The sequence below is a fragment of the Caulobacter sp. 10L414 genome, from assembly GCF_056395525.1.
The window spans coordinates 69319-87518 of the sequence record NZ_JBFTJR010000011.1 but is presented as its reverse complement, the minus strand read 5'-3'; the positions used below and the strand labels follow the sequence as shown (position 1 = coordinate 87518).

The following is an 18200-nucleotide window of genomic DNA, read 5'->3' as shown; positions in this document are numbered from 1 at the left end:
AGTGCAATCGCTCGTCACCATTCTCGTCTTCGCCCCGCTGCTGGGCGCGATCATCGCCGGCCTGTTCGGCCGGCGGATCGGCAACGTCGCTTCGCAAGCCGTCACCACGGGCCTGCTGATCCTGGCCTGCGCGCTGTCGTGGGTCACCTTCAGCCAGTGGACCTGGGGCCACATGGAAGGCTTCACGGTCTCGCTGCTGCCCTTCATCCACGTGGGCGACTTCATCGCCAACTGGTCGATCCGCATCGACGCCCTGTCGGCGACCATGCTGATCGTGGTCACGACCGTCTCGGCGCTCGTGCACATCTATTCCTGGGGCTACATGGCCGAGGACGACAGCAAGCCGCGCTTCTTCGCGTACCTGTCGCTCTTCACCTTCGCCATGCTGTCGCTGGTCACCGCCGCCGACTTCATGCAGCTGTTCTTCGGCTGGGAAGGCGTGGGTCTGGCCTCGTACCTGCTGATCGGCTTCTGGTTCAAGAAGCCGTCGGCCAGCGCGGCCGCCATCAAGGCCTTCGTCGTCAACCGCGTCGGCGACTTCGGCTTCGCGCTCGGCATCATGACCGTCTACTGGGCGTTCGGCACGATCAACTTCGCCGAGCTGTTCCCGATGATCCAGGCGGGCGCCGCCCGCAGCTGGGAGTTCGCCGGCCACCAATGGCCGCTGGTCGACATCGCCTGCTTCCTGCTGTTCATCGGCGCGATGGGCAAGTCGGCGCAGTTCTTCCTGCACACCTGGCTTCCTGACGCCATGGAAGGCCCGACCCCGGTGTCGGCGCTGATCCACGCGGCCACCATGGTGACCGCCGGCGTCTACATGCTGTGCCTGCTGTCGCCGATGTTCGAATACGCCCCGGTGACCAAGAACATCGTCACGGTCATCGGCGCGGTGACGGCTCTGTTCGCCGCCACGGTCGGCCTGACCCAGAACGACATCAAGCGCGTGATCGCCTACTCGACCTGCTCGCAGCTGGGCTACATGTTCTTCGCGGCCGGCGTCGGCGCCTATCAGGCGGCCATGTTCCACCTGTTCACGCACGCCTTCTTCAAGGCGCTGCTGTTCCTGGGCGCCGGTTCGGTGATCCACGGCATGCACCACGAACAGGACATGCGTCGCTACGGCGCCCTGGCCAAGATGCTGCCGGTGACCTTCATCGCCATGACGATCGGCACGATCGCCATCACGGGCCTCGGCTTCCCGCCGCTGCACCTGGGCTTCGCCGGCTTCTACTCGAAGGACACCATCATCGAAGCCGCGTTCGCCGCGGGCGGCCACAACCAGATCGCCATGTTCGCGTGGGTGATCGGCGTGCTGGTCGCGGGCCTGACCTCGTTCTACTCGTGGCGCCTGGCCTTCTTCACCTTCAACGGCAAGGCTCGCTGGGGTCACGACGATCATGGTCATGACGCTCACGCGGCTCACGGCCACGACGATCACGCGCACGCCGCCCATGGTCATGACGACCACGCCCACGGCGCGCACCACGATCACGGTCACGACGACCATGGCCACGGCCATGATCACAAGCCGCACGAAAGCCCGGTGGTGATGCTGTTCCCGCTGGTCGTGCTGGCCCTGGGCGCGATCTTCGCCGGCTTCTTCTTCGTCGACTTCTTCGTGGGTCACCACGAGGCCGAGTTCTGGCGCGGCGCCATCGCCACGGCCCCTGGCAATCACGTGCTGCATGAAGCGCACGAGGTCGCCAACTGGGTGAAGTGGAGCCCGCTGATCGCCTCGCTGATCGGCCTGGCCATCGCTATCTACGTCTACCTGATCAAGGGTGACGAGCGCCTGGGCCTGAAGCTCGCCGAGCGCAAGGGTCCGCTGTACGTGTTCTTCTACAACAAGTGGTTCTTCGACGAGCTCTACGACGCCACCTTCGTGCGCGCCGCCAAGTTCCTCGGCGACCTGTTCTGGAAGGGCGGGGACCAGAAGATCATCGATCGCCTGGGTCCCGACGGCGTCAGCGCCGTCTCCTACGCCGTCGGCCGCAAGACGGGCAAAGCCCAGACCGGCTACGTGTACCACTACGCTTTCGTCATGCTGCTCGGCGTCGCCGGCCTGCTGACGTTCGCCCTTTACGCATTCCGTTGAGGACGGATCGATGACCGGCCTGCTCAGCCTTACGACCTTCGCTCCGCTCGTCGGCGTGGCCCTGATCCTGGCGGCCCGCGCCGCCAAGGGGACGGGCGCGGCCACCGACGCCCTGGCCAAGTGGATCGCGCTCGCGACCACGCTGGTGACCTTCGCCCTGTCGCTGGTGGTCACCCTCCAGTTCGACGCCAAGAACCCGGGCTTCCAGTTCGTGGAAGACTTCGCCTGGTTCGCCGGCCTGCACTACCGCATGGGCGTCGACGGCATCTCGGTGCTGTTCGTCCTGCTGACCGCCTTCCTGCTGCCGATCTGTATCGTGGCCAGCTGGAAGTCGGTCGAGAAGCGCGTCGTCGAATACCTGATCGCCTTCCTGGTCCTCGAGACCCTGGTGATCGGCGTGTTCTGCGCGCTGGACCTGGTGCTGTTCTACCTCTTCTTCGAAGGGGGCCTGGTGCCGATGTTCCTGATCATCGGCATCTGGGGCGGCAAGCGGCGGATCTACGCGGCCTACAAGTTCTTCCTCTACACGCTGCTCGGCTCGGTGCTGATGCTGGCGGCCATCCTGGCGATGATCTCGATCGCCGGCACCTCGTCGATCCCCGAGCTGATGGCCTTCAAGTTCGCCCCGTGGCTGCAGACCTGGCTGTGGCTGGCCTTCTTCGCCTCGTTCGCGGTGAAGATGCCGATGTGGCCGGTGCACACCTGGCTGCCTGACGCCCACGTGGAAGCCCCGACGGCGGGTTCGGTCATCCTGGCCGGCATCCTGCTGAAGATGGGCGGCTACGGCTTCATGCGCTTCAGCATCCCGATGTTCCCGCACGCTTCGGAGCTGTTCCAGCCCCTGGTGTTCGCGATGTCGGCCATCGCCATCGTCTACACCTCGCTGGTCGCCTTCCGTCAGACCGACATCAAGAAGCTGATCGCCTACTCGTCGGTGGCCCACATGGGCTTCGTGACCATGGGCATCTTCTCGGGCAACGCCGCGGGCGAGCAGGGCGCTCTGTTCCAGATGCTGAGCCACGGCGTGATCTCCGGCGCGCTCTTCCTCTGCGTCGGCGTCGTCTACGACCGCATGCACACCCGCGAGATCGCCTTCTACGGCGGTCTGACGGCCCGCATGCCGCACTACGCCTTCGTGTTCCTGCTGTTCACGATGGGCAATGTCGGCCTGCCGGGCACCTCGGGCTTCGTCGGCGAAATCCTGACGATGACCGGCGTCTACCAGGCCTCGACCTGGACGGCGATCGTGTCGGCCACGGGCGTGATCCTGTCGGCGATGTACGCCCTGACGCTGTACCGCCGCGTCATGTACGGCGAGATCGTCAACCCGGAACTGAAGACGATCACCGACCTCGACGCGCGCGAGATCCTGCTCTTCGTGCCGCTGATCATCATGACCCTGGTGCTCGGCATCTATCCTAATCTTGTGTTCAACCTGACCGCGTCGTCCGTCGACGGGCTCGTCGGCGCCTGGCGCGCCGCCGTGGGCGGGTGAGGGATCCCATGACGTTCTCCGCCAACATCTCCCTCGTTCTGCCGGAACTGGTCCTGGGCGTCTCGGCCCTGGTCCTGCTGGTCTGGGGCGCCTTCTCCAAGAAGACCACGCCGGTCTTCACGGGCGCCTCGGTGCTGGCGCTGCTGGCCGCCGCCGTCCTGGCGGCGATCGGCCCGCACGGCCACGCCTTCAACGGCGTCTACTCGGCCGACGCCGCCGCCAGCTACGCCAAGGTGGCGATCTTCCTGTTCAGCGCCGTGGCCGTCGTGCTGGGCGACCGCTGGCTCGCCGCCCGCGGCGACCAGAAGTTCGAGTTCCCGGTCCTGGTCGTGCTGTCGGCCGTCGGCATGGGCGTCACCGCCTCGGCCGGCGACCTGATCAGCCTCTATATCGGCGTCGAGCTGCAATCGCTGGCCCTGTACGTCCTGGCGGCCTTCCGCCGCGACGACGCCAAGGCCTCGGAAGCGGGCCTGAAGTACTTCGTGCTGGGCGCGCTGTCGTCGGGCATCCTGCTGTACGGCGCCTCGCTGATCTACGGCTTCGCCGGTTCGACCCGCTTCGCCGACATCGCCGCCGCCTCGCACGGCGCTCACGGCCTTGGCCTGCTGTTCGGCCTGATCTTCGTGATCTGCGGCCTGGCGTTCAAGGTTTCGGCCGCGCCGTTCCACATGTGGACCCCGGACGTCTACGAGGGCGCCCCGACCCCGGTCGTGGGTTTCTTCGCCGCCGCGCCGAAGCTGGCCGCCATGATGATGTTCGCCCGGGTGCTGGGCGACGCCTTCCCCGACGCCGTGGCCCAATGGCGCCAGGTGCTGATCATCGCCGCCCTGCTGTCGGTGTTCGTCGGCGCCTTCGCGGGCCTGGCCCAGACCAACCTCAAGCGCCTGTGGGCCTACTCCTCGATCGCCAACGTCGGTTACGCCCTGCTGGGCGTCGCCACCGGCGGCGAAGTGGGCCTGCACTCGATGCTGGTCTTCATGGTGCTCTACATGGTGGACGTCACCGGCTTCTTCGCCTGCCTGCAGGCGCTGAACCGCGACGGCAAGCCGATGGAGAGCATCGAGGACATGGCCGGCCTGGTGAAGGAACGTCCGGGCATCGCCCTGGCCATGACCGCGTTCTCGCTGTCGGCCCTGGGCCTGCCGCCGTTCTCGGGCTTCTGGGCCAAGTTCTACGTCTTCAAGGCCGCCATGGGCTCGGGCGACGTGCCGCTGCAGTGGGCCGCCGTTCTGGGCCTGGTCGGCAGCGTCGTGGCCGCGTTCTACTACCTGCGTCTGATCAAGACGATGTGGTTCGACGCGCCCGTCGGCGGCGTGGACAAGCCGCAACCGACCGCTCGCGCGATCGGCTTCGCCGCGGCCCTGTTCTCGTTCCCGATCGTGCTGGCCGCCCTGGTCTGGCTCGACCCCGCCGCCAAGGCGGCGGCGGCCGCCTTCGGCCACCTCTGACGTGACGGGCGGCCCCCCGTTCGATAACGGGGCGGGCAAGGGGCCGCCCGTCGTCGTTCTCGACGAGATCGACTCGACCAACGCCGAGGTCCGCCGCCGCGCAGAAGCGGGGCGGACCGAGCCCGTCTGGATCGTCGGCCTGCGGCAGACCGCGGGCCGAGGCCGCCGGGGCCGCGCCTGGGAAACCGGCGACGGCAACCTGGCCGCCACGCTTCTGCTCACCCTCGACAAGCCGCCCGCCGAAGCCGCCCAGGTCTCGTTCGTCGCCGCCCTGGCGGTGGCCGACCTGCTGGCCGCTTACGTGCCCGAGCGCCTGGTCAGCCTGAAATGGCCCAATGACCCGATGGTCGGCGGCCTGAAGATCAGCGGCATCCTGATCGAGTCCGGCAATTCGCCGGACGGCGGCCTGTGGCTGGCCGTGGGGATCGGGGTGAACCTGGCCCGCAAGCCCATCGACAGCGAGCGCCCGACCACGGCCCTGCCGACCTGGCGGGCCGAACCGCCGCCGACGCCTGTCGAGGCGATCGGGGTGCTGGCCGCCTCGTTCGACCGCTGGCTGGACGTCTGGATGCGCCTGGGCTTTCCCGCCATCGCCGACGCCTGGACCGCCAAGGCCCACGGAATGGGCGAACCCTGCATCGCCCGGCTCGGCAACGAGACGGTCGAGGGCATAGCCGAGGGCCTGGACGGCGACGGGGCCTTGCGCCTTCGTCTCGCTGACGGCCAACTGCGCCGGATCACCGCCGGCGACGTCTTCTTCGGAGCTTCGTGATGCTGCTGGCCATCGAACAGGGCAACACCAACACCATGTTCGCCATCCACGACGGCCAGTCGTGGATCGCCCAGTGGCGCGCGGCCACCGAGAGCACCCGCACCGCCGACGAGTACGTCGTGTGGCTGTCGCAACTGATGTCGATGCAGGGCTTGAGCTTCCGTTCGCTGGACGCCTGCATCATCTCCAGCGTCGTGCCCCAGTCGCTGTTCAACCTGCGCAACCTGTCGCGCCGCTATCTGAACGTCGAGCCGCTGGTCATCGGCGAGAACGCCAAGCTGGGCGTCGACATCCGCATCGACAAGCCGTCCGAGGCTGGCGCCGACCGCCTCGTCAACGCCGTGGGCGCCAGCATGCTCTACAAGGGCCCGCTGATCGTCATCGACAGCGGCACGGCCACCACCTTCGACGTCGTGGCCGCCGACGGCGCCTTCGAGGGCGGCATCATCGCCCCGGGCATCAACCTCTCCATGCAGGCGCTGCACGAAGCGGCCGCCAAGCTGCCCCGCATCGCCATCCAGCGTCCCGCGCGCAACCGAGTGGTCGGCACCGACACCGTCAGCGCCATGCAGTCGGGCGTGTTCTGGGGCTACATCTCACTCATCGAAGGGCTCGTCTCGCGCATCAAGAAAGAGCGCGACGAGGCCCTGACCGTGGTCGCCACCGGCGGCGTCGCCTCGCTGTTCGAGGGCGCCACCGACAGCATCGACCACTTCGACCCTGATCTGACCATCCGTGGTCTCCTCGAAATTCACCGCCGCAATACCCACCTAGAGACCGAATGAAAAAGCAAACCAACGACGAACTCGTCTTCCTGCCGCTGGGCGGGTCGAACGAGATCGGCATGAACTTCAATCTGTACGGTTACGGGCCCGCGCACGATCGCAAGTGGATCGTCGTCGACCTGGGCGTCACCTTCGGCGACCAGACGACGCCGGGCGTCGAGATCATCCTGCCAGACCCCGAGTACATCGTCCCCTATGCCGACGACATCCTCGGCATCGTCCTGACCCACGCGCACGAAGACCACCTGGGCGCTGTCGCCTGGCTGTGGCCGCAGCTGAAGGCCCCGGTCTACGCCACGCCGTTCACCGCCTTCCTGCTGCGCGAGAAGCTGCGCGACGCCAACCTGCTGGACGAGGTCGAGATCATCGAGGTGCCGCTGAGCGGCAACTTCGACCTGGGCCCGTTCCACCTGGAAATGGTCACGCTGACCCACTCGATCCCCGAGCCGAACGGCCTGGCGATCAAGACGCCGCTGGGCACGGTGCTGCACACCGGCGACTGGAAGATCGATCCCGATCCTCAGCTGGGCGCGGCCACCGACGTCGACGCCCTGCGCCGCCTGGGCGACGAGGGCGTGCTGGCCATGGTCTGCGACAGCACCAACGTCTTCGTCGAGGGCGAGTCCGGCTCGGAAGCCGACGTCCGCGTCGAGCTGAACAAGCTGATCGGCAGCCTGACGGGCAAGATCGCCGTGGCCTGCTTCGCCTCGAACGTGGCGCGGATGGACACCGTGATCCGCGCTGCCCAGGCCGCGGGCCGCAAGGTGTGCCTGGCCGGCCGCTCGATGCACCGCATGGCCGCCGCCGCCCGTTCGGTGGGTCTGCTGGACGGCCTGGACCCGTTCGTCACCGACGACCAGGCCAAGCACATGCCCGAGAACGAGATCCTCTATCTCTGCACCGGCAGCCAGGGCGAGGCGAGGGCGGCTCTGGCCCGCATCGCCGAAGGCAACCACCCGCACGTCAAGCTGTCGTCGGGCGACCACGTGGTGTTCAGCTCGCGCGTGATCCCGGGCAACGAGATCCCGATCCGCAACCTGCAGAACAAGCTGGCCGACCGCGGCGTGCGCCTGCACACCGAGCGCGACACCCCCGGCATCCACGTCAGCGGCCACCCGTGCCGCGACGAGCTGAAGCAGATGTACCAGTGGGCCCGGCCGCAGATCGCCGTGCCGACCCACGGCGAGCGCCGTCACCTGCTCGAGCACGCCGCCTTCGCCAAGGACCTGCAGGTCCCGCACGCCGTCAGCCCGCGCAACGGCGACATGGTGCGCCTGGCACCGGGTCACCCGGAGATCATCGACGAGGTGCCGGCCGGTCGCCTGTACGTCGACGGCGGCGTCGTGACGCCCGAGAACGGCGAGGCCCTGCGCGAGCGTCGCCACGCGGCGTTCAACGGCGTGCTGGCCGTGTCGATCGTGCTGGACGGCCGCAACAAGATCGTCTCGGGCCCGCAGGTTCGCGGCCTGGGCCTGGCCGGCGACGAGGAGTATCCCCTCGACGAAGCCCTCGACGACCTGGCCGAAGAGGCCGAAGAGGCCTTCAAGCGCCTGTCGGGCGACGATCGCGAGATCGACGAGACCATCGAGAACGCCATCTCGCGCGCGGTGAAGAAGGCCGCCTTCCGCATCTGGGAACGCAAGCCGGTCGTCGAGACGACCGTCCTGCGCCTCTGATCGCCGCATGAGCACCGACGACCAGACCCCGAACGGTTCCGAGGCGCCCCCGCGGCGCGAAGGGCTGTTCGGGCGCAGCCCGGCCATCCTGTGGTTCGAGGCCTGGCCGATGGTCGTCGTGCTGGCGCTGATCTGGCTGGCCTTCCTGGTCCAGTCGGCCTTTGAGCTGATGGGGCAGGGGCAGCTGGCCTTCGCCCTGGGCGGACTGTGGAAGCCCGGCGTCTACCAGGGCCTGTGGTGGACGCCGCTGACCCACATGTTCATGCACATGAGCTGGGGTCAGTCCTGGGGCTGGCTGCACATCGTGTTCAACAGCGGCGCCCTGGTGGCGCTGGGGCCGGCGATCGCCCAGCGGTTCGGTCGCGACGCCCTGGGCGGGGTGCTGTTCCTGTTCTTCTACCTCGTCTGCGGCCTTGCCGGGGCGGGCGCCTTCCTGCTGCTGGGACCCGACCAGGTGCTGGCCGTCGGGGCCTCGGGCGCCATCTTCGGCCTGTGGGGCGCGGTCGCCCGGCTGAGCGGACCGGGCGAGGCCAGGCTCGCGCCGATCCTGGCGCCTTCGGTGCTGCGCCAGGTCGGTTCGGCGCTGATCTCCAACCTGGTCGTGCTGGGCGCGGCCTTCGGCTACGGCGCGCTGTCGGGCGGGGGCGGCGGCATCGCCTGGCAGGCCCACCTGGGCGGCTTCGTCGCCGGCTTCTTCCTGATCCAGGTCATGCCCGTGCGCTTCCACTGGCTGAAGGGCCTTCGCGGCGCTTGACTGCCGCGACCGGAGGCGCGGTTAGTTGGGCTCCAACACCGCTCCAGCCCGGGACAGGAACCATGATCGGCAGGCTCAATCACATCGGCGTCGCCACGCCCTCCATCGACGAGTCGGTGAAGATGTACCGCGAGCTGCTCGGGGCCACCTCGGTGACCGACAAGTGGGCTATGCCCGAGCAGGGCGTCTGGGTCTGCTTCGTCAACCTGCCCAACAGCCAGATCGAGCTGATCGAGCCCTATGGCGAGAAATCGCCGATCCACGCCTTCCTGGCCAAGAACCCCAAGGGCGGCCAGCATCACGTCTGTTTCGAGGTCGAGAACATCTATGAGGCGCGCGACGCGCTGGTCGCCAAGGGCGCGACCGTGCTAGGCGAGCCCAGGATCGGCGCCCACGGAACGCTGATCATCTTCGTTCACCCCAAGGACATGGGCGGCATGCTCGTGGAATTGATGGAAAGCCCCAAGGACGCGCATCAATGATGGGCCCGATCACCAGCGTCGCGATCTTCCTGACCATCTGGTGGACGGTGCTGTTCGCCGTGTTGCCTCTGGGCACGCGCAGCTATCATGAGATGGGGATCGAGCCGCCGCCGGGAGCCGATCCCGGCGCGCCGGTGAACCCCAATCTGAAGCGCAAGTTCCTCACCACCACCTGCGTGGCGCTCGTGCTGTTTGCGATTCTGTGGCTGGTGGTGAAGTTCCAGCTGGTCAGCCTGCCGGACCTGCCCGCGACCTACTGAAAACTTTTGCAGCCGGGGGGGCTGGGCGCCCAAGGCTTGTGCGAACGGCGATCTCCTGCCCGTTAAACGCCCATGTCTTGGGCGAAACGCGCGGAGCTTGAACGCCAGCGGCAATCGCATGCCCCAACAGTCGTTCGACGGTCGTACATTGTCATGACGAGGCCGGGTTCGGCCTTGCTCTGTGGCGTCTTCCCCGACGATGAACTTGAACGGCCGCGCGATTGAACCGCGCGGCCTTCTTTTCGTTTAGCCTGGCCCTGGGGGCTTCAGCGAAGGCGTCGAGCGGCCTGGCCGCCCAACTCTTTCGGCAGTCGGACGCCCTCGACACTCAAAACGTCATCTTTTCGCCGCGCGCGTTGCCAAGCTGAACGGCGACCGGCTATCTCAACGCCTCGAATACTCCCGGAGACGTCTCGTCCATGCGCCTGTCGCGCTACTTCCTGCCCGTCCTGAAAGAAGCTCCTTCCGACGCCCAGATCGCCTCGCACCAGCTGATGCTGCGCGCGGGCATGATCCGCCAGGAGGCCGCCGGCATCTACGCCTGGCTGCCACTGGGCCTGCGGGTGCTCAACAAGATCGAGCAGATCGTCCGCGAGGAAATGGATCGCGCCGGCGCCATCGAGCTCCTGATGCCGACCCTGCAACTGGCCGACCTGTGGCGCGAGTCGGGCCGCTACGACGCCTACGGCCCGGAGATGCTGCGCATCACCGACCGCCACGAGCGCGAGCTGCTGTACGGGCCCACCAACGAGGAGATGGTCACCGAGATCTTCCGCGCGTCGGTGCGGAGCTACAAGGACCTGCCCAAGAACCTCTACCACGTGCAGTGGAAGTTCCGCGACGAGCGCCGCCCGCGCTTCGGCGTGATGCGCGGCCGCGAATTCCTGATGAAGGACGCCTACAGCTTCGACCTCGACGCCGAGGGCGCGCGCAAGTCGTACAACCGCATGTTCGTGGCCTATCTGAACCTGTTCTCGCGCATGGGCCTGAAGGCCGTGCCGATGCGCGCCGACACCGGCCCGATCGGCGGCGATCTCTCCCACGAGTTCATCGTGCTGGCCGAGACGGGCGAAAGCGCCGTCTTCTGCCAGAAGGACCTGGTCGAGATGGCCGCGCCTGGCCCGGACGTCGATTGGTACGGCGACCTGCAGCCGCTGGTGAACGAGCGCACCGCGCTCTACGCCGCGACCGAGGAAATGCACGACGAAGCCGCCTTCGACGCCATCCCCGAGGGCGACCGCCTGTCGGCCCGCGGCATCGAGGTCGGTCACATCTTCTCGTTCGGCACGAAGTATTCCGAGCCGATGAAGGCCCTGGTCATGGGTCCCGACGGCAAGGAAACGCCGGTCCAGATGGGCAGCTACGGCGTCGGCGTCTCGCGCCTGCTGGGCGCGATCATCGAGGCCAGCCACGACGACGGCGGCATCATCTGGCCGGAAAGCGTCGCGCCGTTCCACGTCGGCATCGTCAACATGCGCCAGGGCGACGCGGCCTGCGACGCGGCCTGCGACGAGGCCTACAAGGCCCTGCAGGCGGCCGGCGTCGACGTGCTCTATGACGACACCGACGCCCGCGGCGGCGCCAAGTTCGCCACCATGGACCTGATCGGCCTGCCCTGGCAGCTGATCGTCGGCCCCAAGGGCATCGCCGAGGGCGTGGTCGAGCTGAAGAACCGCAAGACCGGCGAGCGCGTCTCCGAGCCGCTCGACGCGGTGATCGCCCGCCTGACCGGCAAGGCCGCCGCCTGATGGCGTTCGGCGCGGGGCCCTTCGGGATCTGGGAACGGACGGTCGCCTGGCGTTACCTGCGCACCAAGCGCAAGAACGGCGGCGTCGCCCTGATCTCGGTGATCTCGTTCAGCGCGGTGATGCTGGCGGTTTTCGCCCTCATCACCGTGATGAGCGTCATGAACGGCTTCCGCGCCGAGCTTCTCGGCCGGCTGCTCGGCTTCAACGGCCACATCTACGCCCAGGGGCCGCTGGTCAACGGCCCCGACCGCGAGGGCGTCATCGCCCGCATCAAGGCCAGCCCCGGCGTGGTCCAGGCCGCGCCCCTGGTCGAGGCCCAGGCCATGGTGATCGGTCCCAACCAGGTGACCGGCGCCATCGTCCGCGGCGTCAATCCGGCCGACCTGCGCGGCATGACCCTGATCTCCAAGAACATCAAGCAGGGCTCGCTCAACGGCTTCGGCGAGGGCGAGTACGGCGGCGACATGGTGCTGATCGGCGATCGCATGGCCCGCAACCTGGGCCTGTCGGTCGGCGACCCGATCACCCTGATCTCGCCCTCGGGCCCGGCCACGGCGTTCGGCACGTCGACGCGCGAGAAGGACTACGTCGTCGGCGGCGTGTTCAGCGTCGGCATGAGCCAGTTCGACGAGAGCTACGTGATGATGCCGCTGGCCCAGGCGCAGCTGTTCTTCGGGCGCGACACGGCCATCGACTATGTCGAGGTCAAGCTGACCGATCCGGACGACGCCAAGCAGGCCAAGGCCGCCATCGAGCAGGCCGTCGGCCCCGGCGCCTTCATCACCGACTGGATGGACAAGAACAGCAGCTACTTCAACGCGCTGCAGGTCGAGCGCAAGGTGATGCGCCTGATCCTGTTCTTCATCGTGGCCATCGCCACGCTGAACATCATCTCCGGCCTGGTCATGCTGGTGAAGAACAAGGGCCGCGACATCGCCATCCTGCGCACCATSGGCGCCAGCCAGTCGTCGATCCTGCGCATCTTCATCATGGCCGGCGCCTCGATCGGCGTGGCCGGCACCCTGACCGGCCTGCTGCTGGGCGTGCTGTTCTGCGCCAACATCACCGCCATCCAGAACTTCGTCGAATGGGCCACCGGTACGGCGGTGTTCAGCGCCGACATCTATTTCCTGGCCCACATCCCGGCCAAGATCGACTGGGTCGAGGTCGGCGGCGTCGTCTCGATCTCCACCCTGATGAGCGTGCTGGCGACCCTGCCGCCGGCGCTGCGGGCCTCGCGCCTCGATCCCGTTGAGGCCCTTCGCTATGAGTAGCCCCGTCCTGTCGCTGCGCGGCGTCGAGCGCACCTACGTCACCGAGGCCGGCAAGCTGACCGTGCTGCGCGGCGCGGATCTCGACGTCTATCCGGGCGAGGTCGTGGGCCTGATCGGCCCGTCGGGCTCGGGCAAGTCGTCGCTGCTGCACGCGGCGGGCCTGCTGGAGCGCCCCGACGCCGGCATCATCGCCGTCGACGGCAAGGACTGCTCCAAGCTGTCCGAGCGCCAGCGCACCAAGGTTCGCCTGTCGACCGTGGGCTTCGTCTACCAGTTCCACCACCTGCTGCCGGAGTTCACGGCCGCCGAGAACGTGGAGCTGCCGCAGATGATCGCCGGCCGCCGCCGCGCCGAGGCTCGTGAACGCGCCGTCGGCCTGCTGGGACAACTGGGCCTGGCGGCGCGGGTCGATCACCAGCCCGGCCAGATGTCGGGCGGCGAACAGCAGCGTGTGGCCATCGCCCGCGCGCTGGCCAATTCGCCCAAGCTGCTGCTGGCCGACGAGCCGACCGGCAACCTCGATCCGGCCACCTCGGCGGCCACCTTCCAGGCGCTGTACGACCTGGCGCGCGGGCAGGGCGTCGCCGCCCTGATCGCCACCCACAACATGGAACTGGCCCGCTACATGGACCGCGTCTTCGCCCTGCGTGACGGCCACCTGGAGCCGCAGACGTTCTAGGCGCTAGAGCAGCGCCTGCCGCATCGCCGCGAAGAACCCCGCCTGGTCGATCTTCTTGATCACCCGGGCGTTGGGCTCGCGGCGCTTGAGGGCCGGGTCGGCGATCTCGATGTCGGGCAGGATCGAGTGCGAGACGCTGAGATAGCCGCGCGTCAGCTCGCCCACGGTTTCCACGTCGATCACGCAGCGCTCGGCTTCCAGCACCAGGGCTTCGTCCAGCATGGCCGCGCAGGTCAGGGCGTCGGGGTGCAGGCTGCCGTCCAGGCCCTCGGTGTCGCGGGCGAAGGCCAGCGAGGCCTCGTTGACCTTGGTGAAGAACCTGGCGCGCGGCGTGCCCAAGGCGTTGAGCTCGCCCAGCTGCGCCGTGGTCAGCAGTCCGTCGCGCAGGGTTTCGGTCCAGGTGACCACGTGCAGGTCGAAGCCGGCGTTGACGACGATCTTGGCCGCCTCGGGATCGACATAGAAATTGTACTCGGCCGCGGGCGTGACGTTGCCGACTCCGTTGTCGGTGCCGCCCATCACCCACAGGGCCTTGGCGGCCTTCGCGATTTCCGGCTCGCGCAGCACGGCCAGGGCGATGTTGGTCAGCGGGGCCTGGGCCAGCAGGGTGATCTCGCCGGGCGCTTCCATCACCCGCCGCACGATCTCGTCGGCCGCATGGCCGGGGCAGGGGCGCTGGGCGGCCTTGGGGAACGCCGCATCGCTCATGCCGTCGGCGCCGAACACGTAGGCGGCGTCCAGCGGGATGCGGCTGAAGGGCTTCTGCGCGCCCATATAGACCGGCACGCCGGCCGCCTCGCAGGCTTCCAGCGTCACCAGGGCGTTCTCGGCGTGCTGTTCGAAGCCGACGTTGCCGTGGCTGATGGTGATGGCCTCGACGCTGACGCCCGGGCGGCGCAGGGCGAGCATCAGGGAGAAGACGTCGTCTCCGGCGGTGTCGGTGTCGATGATCAGGCGCATGGCGCGGCTTCTGCCGCGTTCCGGCCGGGAAGGCCAGAGCCGCCCGGTTGATCCGCGACGATCGGCCCCTTGCGGCAAAAAAGCTCGCAACCTGCCTGTGGACTATTGCGATGGGAACGAAAGGGGAATATAGAACAAAAAGGCAACTGGCCAGCGAGCTGTGGAGGGATGTTATGGTCCGGATCGCGCGTGAGTCTTTGGCGCTTGTATCTGTCGCCGGCTTCGTCTGGATGATGTGTTCGGTCGCCCAGCTGGTGGCCTGAGTCGAATAGCGAGGGTCTTGTGATGTCGGGTGTGGAAGGTCAGGGTTTCGTCCACCTCCGTGTCCGGTCGGCCTATTCGCTGCTGGAAGGGGCCATCAAGGCCGACAAGATTCCGGGCATGGCCGCCGCCGGCGGCATGCCCGCCGCGGGGATCGCCGATCGGGCCAACCTGTTCGGCGCCCTGGAGTTCTCCGTCTATTCCAAGGACAACGGCGTCCAGCCGATCATCGGCTGCGCCCTGCCGGTGAAGGGCATCGGCGCCAAGCCGTCCGAGCGCTGGTCGCGCGAGCCGACGATCACCCTGCTGGTGCAGAACGAGCGGGGCTATCTGAACCTCTCGGAGCTGTCGTCGCTGGCCTATCTGGAAAGCGGCGAACTGGCCGAGCCGGTCGTGCCGTGGGCCAAGGTGGTCGAGTACTCCGAAGGCCTGATCCTGCTGTCGGGCGGAACCGACGGCCCGGTCGACAGCCTGTTCGCGGCCGGCAAGACGTCCGAAGGCGTCGCCGCCCTGGCCGAGATGCAGAAGGTGTTCGGCGATCGCTTCTATGTCGAGCTGCAGCGGCATGGCCTGCCGCAGCAGGCCGCGGCCGAGCCGGGGCTGGTGGACTGGGCCTACGAGCACGACGCGCCGCTGGTCGCCACCAACGACTGCTACTACGCCAAGCCCGAGCTCTACGACGCCCACGATGCGCTGCTGTGCATCGCCGACGGCTCGTTCGTGGGCCAGGACGAGCGTCGCCGGGTGACGCCCGAGCACTGGTTCAAGCCGGCCGACGACATGCGCAAGCTGTTCGCCGACCTGCCTGAAGCCTGCGACAACACGCTCGACATCGCCCGCCGCTGCGCCTTCATGGTCAAGAAGCGCGATCCGATCCTGCCCAGCTTCCCGACCGGCGACGGCCGCAACGAGGCCGAGGAACTGGCGCACCAGGCGCGCGAGGGGCTGCGCAAGCGGCTCGACGGCCTGACCCTGGCCATGGAAGAGCACGTCTACTGGGAGCGGCTCGACTTCGAGCTCGGCATCATCGTCAAGATGGGCTTCCCCGGCTACTTCCTGATCGTTTCCGACTTCATCAAGTGGGGCAAGGATCACGGCATCCCGGTCGGTCCGGGGCGGGGTTCGGGCGCCGGCTCGCTGGTCGCCTGGGTGCTGACCATCACCGACCTCGACCCGCTGCGCTTTGGCCTGCTGTTCGAGCGCTTCCTCAATCCCGAACGGGTCTCCATGCCCGACTTCGACGTCGACTTCTGCCAGGAGCGTCGCGAAGAGGTGATCTCCTACGTGCAGGAGAAGTACGGCCGCGACCGCGTGGCCCAGATCATCACCTTCGGTTCGTTGCAGGCCCGCGCCGTGCTGCGCGACGTCGGCCGGGTGATGCAGCTGCCGCTGGGCCTGGTCGATCGTCTCTGCAAGATGGTGCCCAACAACCCGGCGGCCCCGGTGACCCTGGCCCAGGCCATCGATATCGAGCCGCGGCTCAAGCAGGCCAAGAACGAGGACGCCAACGTCTCCAACTGCCTGGACGTGGCCCTGCAGCTGGAAGGCCTGTTCCGCAACGCCTCGACCCACGCCGCCGGCGTGGTGATCGGCGATCGTCCGCTGACCCAGCTGACGCCGCTCTACAAGGATCCGCGCTCGGACCTGCCCGCCACCCAGTTCAACATGAAGTGGGTCGAGAGCGCCGGCCTGGTGAAGTTCGACTTCCTGGGCCTGAAGACCCTGACCGTGCTTGACCGCGCGGTGAAGCACCTGCGCAAGCGCGGCATGGAGGTGGACCTGGGCCGCCTGCCGTTCGACGACGCCAAGAGCTACGAACTGCTGGCCTCGGGCCAGACGGTCGGCGTGTTCCAGCTGGAAAGCCAGGGCATGCGCGACACCCTGCGCAAGATGCGCTGCGGCTCGATCGAGGAGATCACCGCGCTGATCTCGCTCTATCGCCCGGGTCCGATGGACAACATCGACACCTTCGTCGACTGCAAGTTCGGCCGAAAGCCCGTCGACACCCTGCACCCTTCGCTCGAGAACGTGCTGCGCGAGACCTATGGCGTCATCGTCTACCAGGAGCAAGTGATGCAGATCGCCCAGATCCTGGCCGGCTACAGCCTGGGCGAGGCCGACCTGCTGCGTCGCGCCATGGGCAAGAAGAAGAAAGAGGAGATGGATCTCCAGAAGATCCGCTTCGTCTCCGGCGCCAAGGAAAAGGGCGTGCCGGAAGAGCAGTCGGGCTCGATCTTTGAACTGGTGGCCAAGTTCGCCGGCTACGGCTTCAACAAGAGCCACGCGGCCGCCTACGCCCTGATCGCCTACCAGACGGCCTGGCTGAAGGCCAACACGCCGGTCGAGTTCCTGGCTGCGTCGATGAGCCTGGATATCTCCAACACCGACAAGCTGGCGGTGTTCCACCAGGACGCCCGCCGCTTCAACATCACGGTGCGGGCCCCGGACGTGAACCGCTCGGGCGCCGACTTCGAGGTCGAGAACGGCGAGGTGCTCTACGCGCTGGGCGCGGTGCGCAACGTCGGCCTGGAAGCGATGAAGCATCTGGTGGCCGTGCGCGAGGAAGGCGGGCCGTTCCGCGACATCTTCGACTTCGTCGAGCGCGTCGATCCCAAGCAGGTCAACAAGCGGGCCATCGAAAACCTGGCGCGGGCAGGGGCCTTCGACTCGTTCAACAAGAACCGCGCCCAGGTGTTCGCCAACGCCGACGTGCTGATCGCCCACGGCCAGAGCGTCGCGGCCGATCGCCAGGGCGGCCAGCACGCGCTGTTCGGCGGCGATGCGGCCGCCAGCCGTCCGCGCCTGAAGAAGGTCGAGCCCTGGACCCAGGTCGACCTGCTCGACGAGGAACTGTCGGCCGTCGGCTTCTACCTGACCGGCCACCCGCTGGAGGACATGGTCGGCATGCTGCGCCGCCGGCGCACCGTGATGCTGACCGAGGCCATGGCCCAGGCCGAGGCCGGGGCCGAGGCCCTGCGCATGTGCGGCATCGTCCRCCGCCGCCAGGAGCGCGCCTCGCAGAGCGGCGAGCGTTTCGCCTTCGTCTCGCTGTCGGATCCGTCGGGCGAGTACGAGGTGCTGTTCCCGCCCGAGTCCCTGCGCAAGTGCCGTGACGTGCTGGAGCCGGGCAAGGGCGTGGTCATCAAGGTCCGCTCCAAGGCCCGCGACGGCGAGGTGCGCTTCTTCGGCGACGACGCCGAGCCGATCGAGAAGGCCATCGAGAACGTGGTGGCGGGGCTGCGCGTGCACCTGTCGCCGGCGGCCACCGAGATCGATGCCCTCAAGCGCCGCATCGAGCCAGCCATGACCCAGAAGGGCGGCGAGATCAGCTTCGTCGCAGCCCTGGGCGGCGGACGCGAGATCGAGCTGAAGCTGCCGGGCCGCTACACTCTGGACGCCTCGCTGCGCGGCGCGCTGAAGACTGCGCCGGGCGTGGCGCTGCTGGAAGACATCTAGGCGCGCGCGGCGCCCTGGTCGGGCTCGTTGCGCCGCTGGGCAGGAGCGGAATTGA

15 protein-coding genes are annotated in these 18200 nt (G+C 67.8%); 14 read left to right on the top strand and 1 reads right to left on the bottom strand.

The genetic code is table 11. From position 1 onward, the window contains the following. Position 1 precedes the first annotated feature (1 nt). The 12 genes from nuoL to AC1DCG_RS06180 all read left to right on the top strand — a co-directional run bounded on the left by nuoL (position 2) and on the right by AC1DCG_RS06180 (position 13468). The gene (gene nuoL / locus AC1DCG_RS06235; RefSeq protein WP_477041420.1) at positions 2–2095 is read left to right on the top strand and encodes an NADH-quinone oxidoreductase subunit L; all 2094 of its coding nucleotides are present in this window, start codon (positions 2–4) and stop codon (positions 2093–2095) included. A 10-nt stretch (positions 2096–2105) separates the two neighbouring features. Then, the gene (locus tag AC1DCG_RS06230; protein WP_477029906.1) at positions 2106–3590 is read left to right on the top strand and encodes an NADH-quinone oxidoreductase subunit M; all 1485 of its coding nucleotides are present in this window, start codon (positions 2106–2108) and stop codon (positions 3588–3590) included. An 8-nt stretch (positions 3591–3598) separates the two neighbouring features. Continuing rightward, positions 3599–5038 (top strand): NADH-quinone oxidoreductase subunit NuoN, encoded by a 1440-nt coding sequence (nuoN, locus tag AC1DCG_RS06225; RefSeq protein WP_477029905.1) that lies wholly within the window; start codon positions 3599–3601, stop codon positions 5036–5038. Position 5039: 1 nt separating this feature from the next. Next, on the top strand, positions 5040–5810 hold the full coding sequence (locus tag AC1DCG_RS06220) for a biotin--[acetyl-CoA-carboxylase] ligase (RefSeq protein ID WP_477036502.1): 771 nt from the start codon (positions 5040–5042) through the stop codon (positions 5808–5810). Next, positions 5807–6595 (top strand): type III pantothenate kinase, encoded by a 789-nt coding sequence (locus AC1DCG_RS06215; RefSeq protein WP_165255203.1) that lies wholly within the window; start codon positions 5807–5809, stop codon positions 6593–6595. Before AC1DCG_RS06220 ends, AC1DCG_RS06215 begins: the two co-directional genes overlap by 4 nt. Next, complete coding sequence (locus tag AC1DCG_RS06210) at positions 6592–8271, top strand: ribonuclease J (RefSeq protein WP_165255205.1); 1680 nt, start codon at positions 6592–6594, stop codon at positions 8269–8271. The genes AC1DCG_RS06215 and AC1DCG_RS06210 overlap by 4 nt, the downstream gene beginning before the upstream one ends. Positions 8272–8278: 7 nt before the next feature. Further along, entirely contained in the window at positions 8279–9025 is a 747-nt protein-coding gene (locus AC1DCG_RS06205) for a rhomboid family intramembrane serine protease (protein WP_477029903.1), read from the top strand. A 62-nt stretch (positions 9026–9087) separates the two neighbouring features. Then, the gene (gene mce, locus AC1DCG_RS06200; RefSeq protein WP_477029902.1) at positions 9088–9507 is read left to right on the top strand and encodes a methylmalonyl-CoA epimerase; all 420 of its coding nucleotides are present in this window, start codon (positions 9088–9090) and stop codon (positions 9505–9507) included. Further along, positions 9507–9767, top strand: a complete 261-nt coding sequence (locus tag AC1DCG_RS06195) for a DUF1467 family protein (RefSeq protein WP_165255210.1) — start codon at positions 9507–9509, stop codon at positions 9765–9767. The genes mce and AC1DCG_RS06195 overlap by 1 nt, the downstream gene beginning before the upstream one ends. 419 nt (positions 9768–10186) lie before the next feature. Further along, a complete protein-coding gene (gene proS, locus AC1DCG_RS06190; protein WP_477041419.1) occupies positions 10187–11515 on the top strand; it encodes a proline--tRNA ligase in 1329 nt (442 codons plus the stop codon). Further along, positions 11515–12789 carry a lipoprotein-releasing ABC transporter permease subunit gene (locus tag AC1DCG_RS06185; RefSeq protein ID WP_477041418.1) on the top strand — a complete coding sequence of 425 codons (1275 nt, stop codon included), beginning with the start codon at positions 11515–11517 and terminating at the stop codon, positions 12787–12789. Before proS ends, AC1DCG_RS06185 begins: the two co-directional genes overlap by 1 nt. Then, positions 12782–13468: an ABC transporter ATP-binding protein gene (locus AC1DCG_RS06180; RefSeq protein ID WP_109455044.1), complete on the top strand. Its 687-nt coding sequence runs from the start codon at positions 12782–12784 to the stop codon at positions 13466–13468. The genes AC1DCG_RS06185 and AC1DCG_RS06180 overlap by 8 nt, the downstream gene beginning before the upstream one ends. A gap of 3 nt (positions 13469–13471) precedes the next feature. Here the strand turns inward: AC1DCG_RS06180 and AC1DCG_RS06175 are convergent, their stop codons facing one another. Next, a complete protein-coding gene (locus AC1DCG_RS06175) occupies positions 13472–14428 on the bottom strand; it encodes a nucleoside hydrolase (RefSeq protein WP_477029899.1) in 957 nt (318 codons plus the stop codon). 47 nt (positions 14429–14475) lie between these two features. Between AC1DCG_RS06175 and sidA the strand changes: the two genes are divergently transcribed. Both sidA and dnaE read left to right on the top strand, forming a co-directional pair. Beyond that, positions 14476–14691 (top strand): cell division inhibitor SidA, encoded by a 216-nt coding sequence (gene sidA / locus AC1DCG_RS06170; RefSeq protein WP_477036501.1) that lies wholly within the window; start codon positions 14476–14478, stop codon positions 14689–14691. A 22-nt stretch (positions 14692–14713) separates the two neighbouring features. After that, positions 14714–18145: a DNA polymerase III subunit alpha gene (dnaE, locus tag AC1DCG_RS06165; protein ID WP_477041417.1), complete on the top strand. Its 3432-nt coding sequence runs from the start codon at positions 14714–14716 to the stop codon at positions 18143–18145. The last annotated feature ends 55 nt before the right edge of the window (positions 18146–18200 follow it).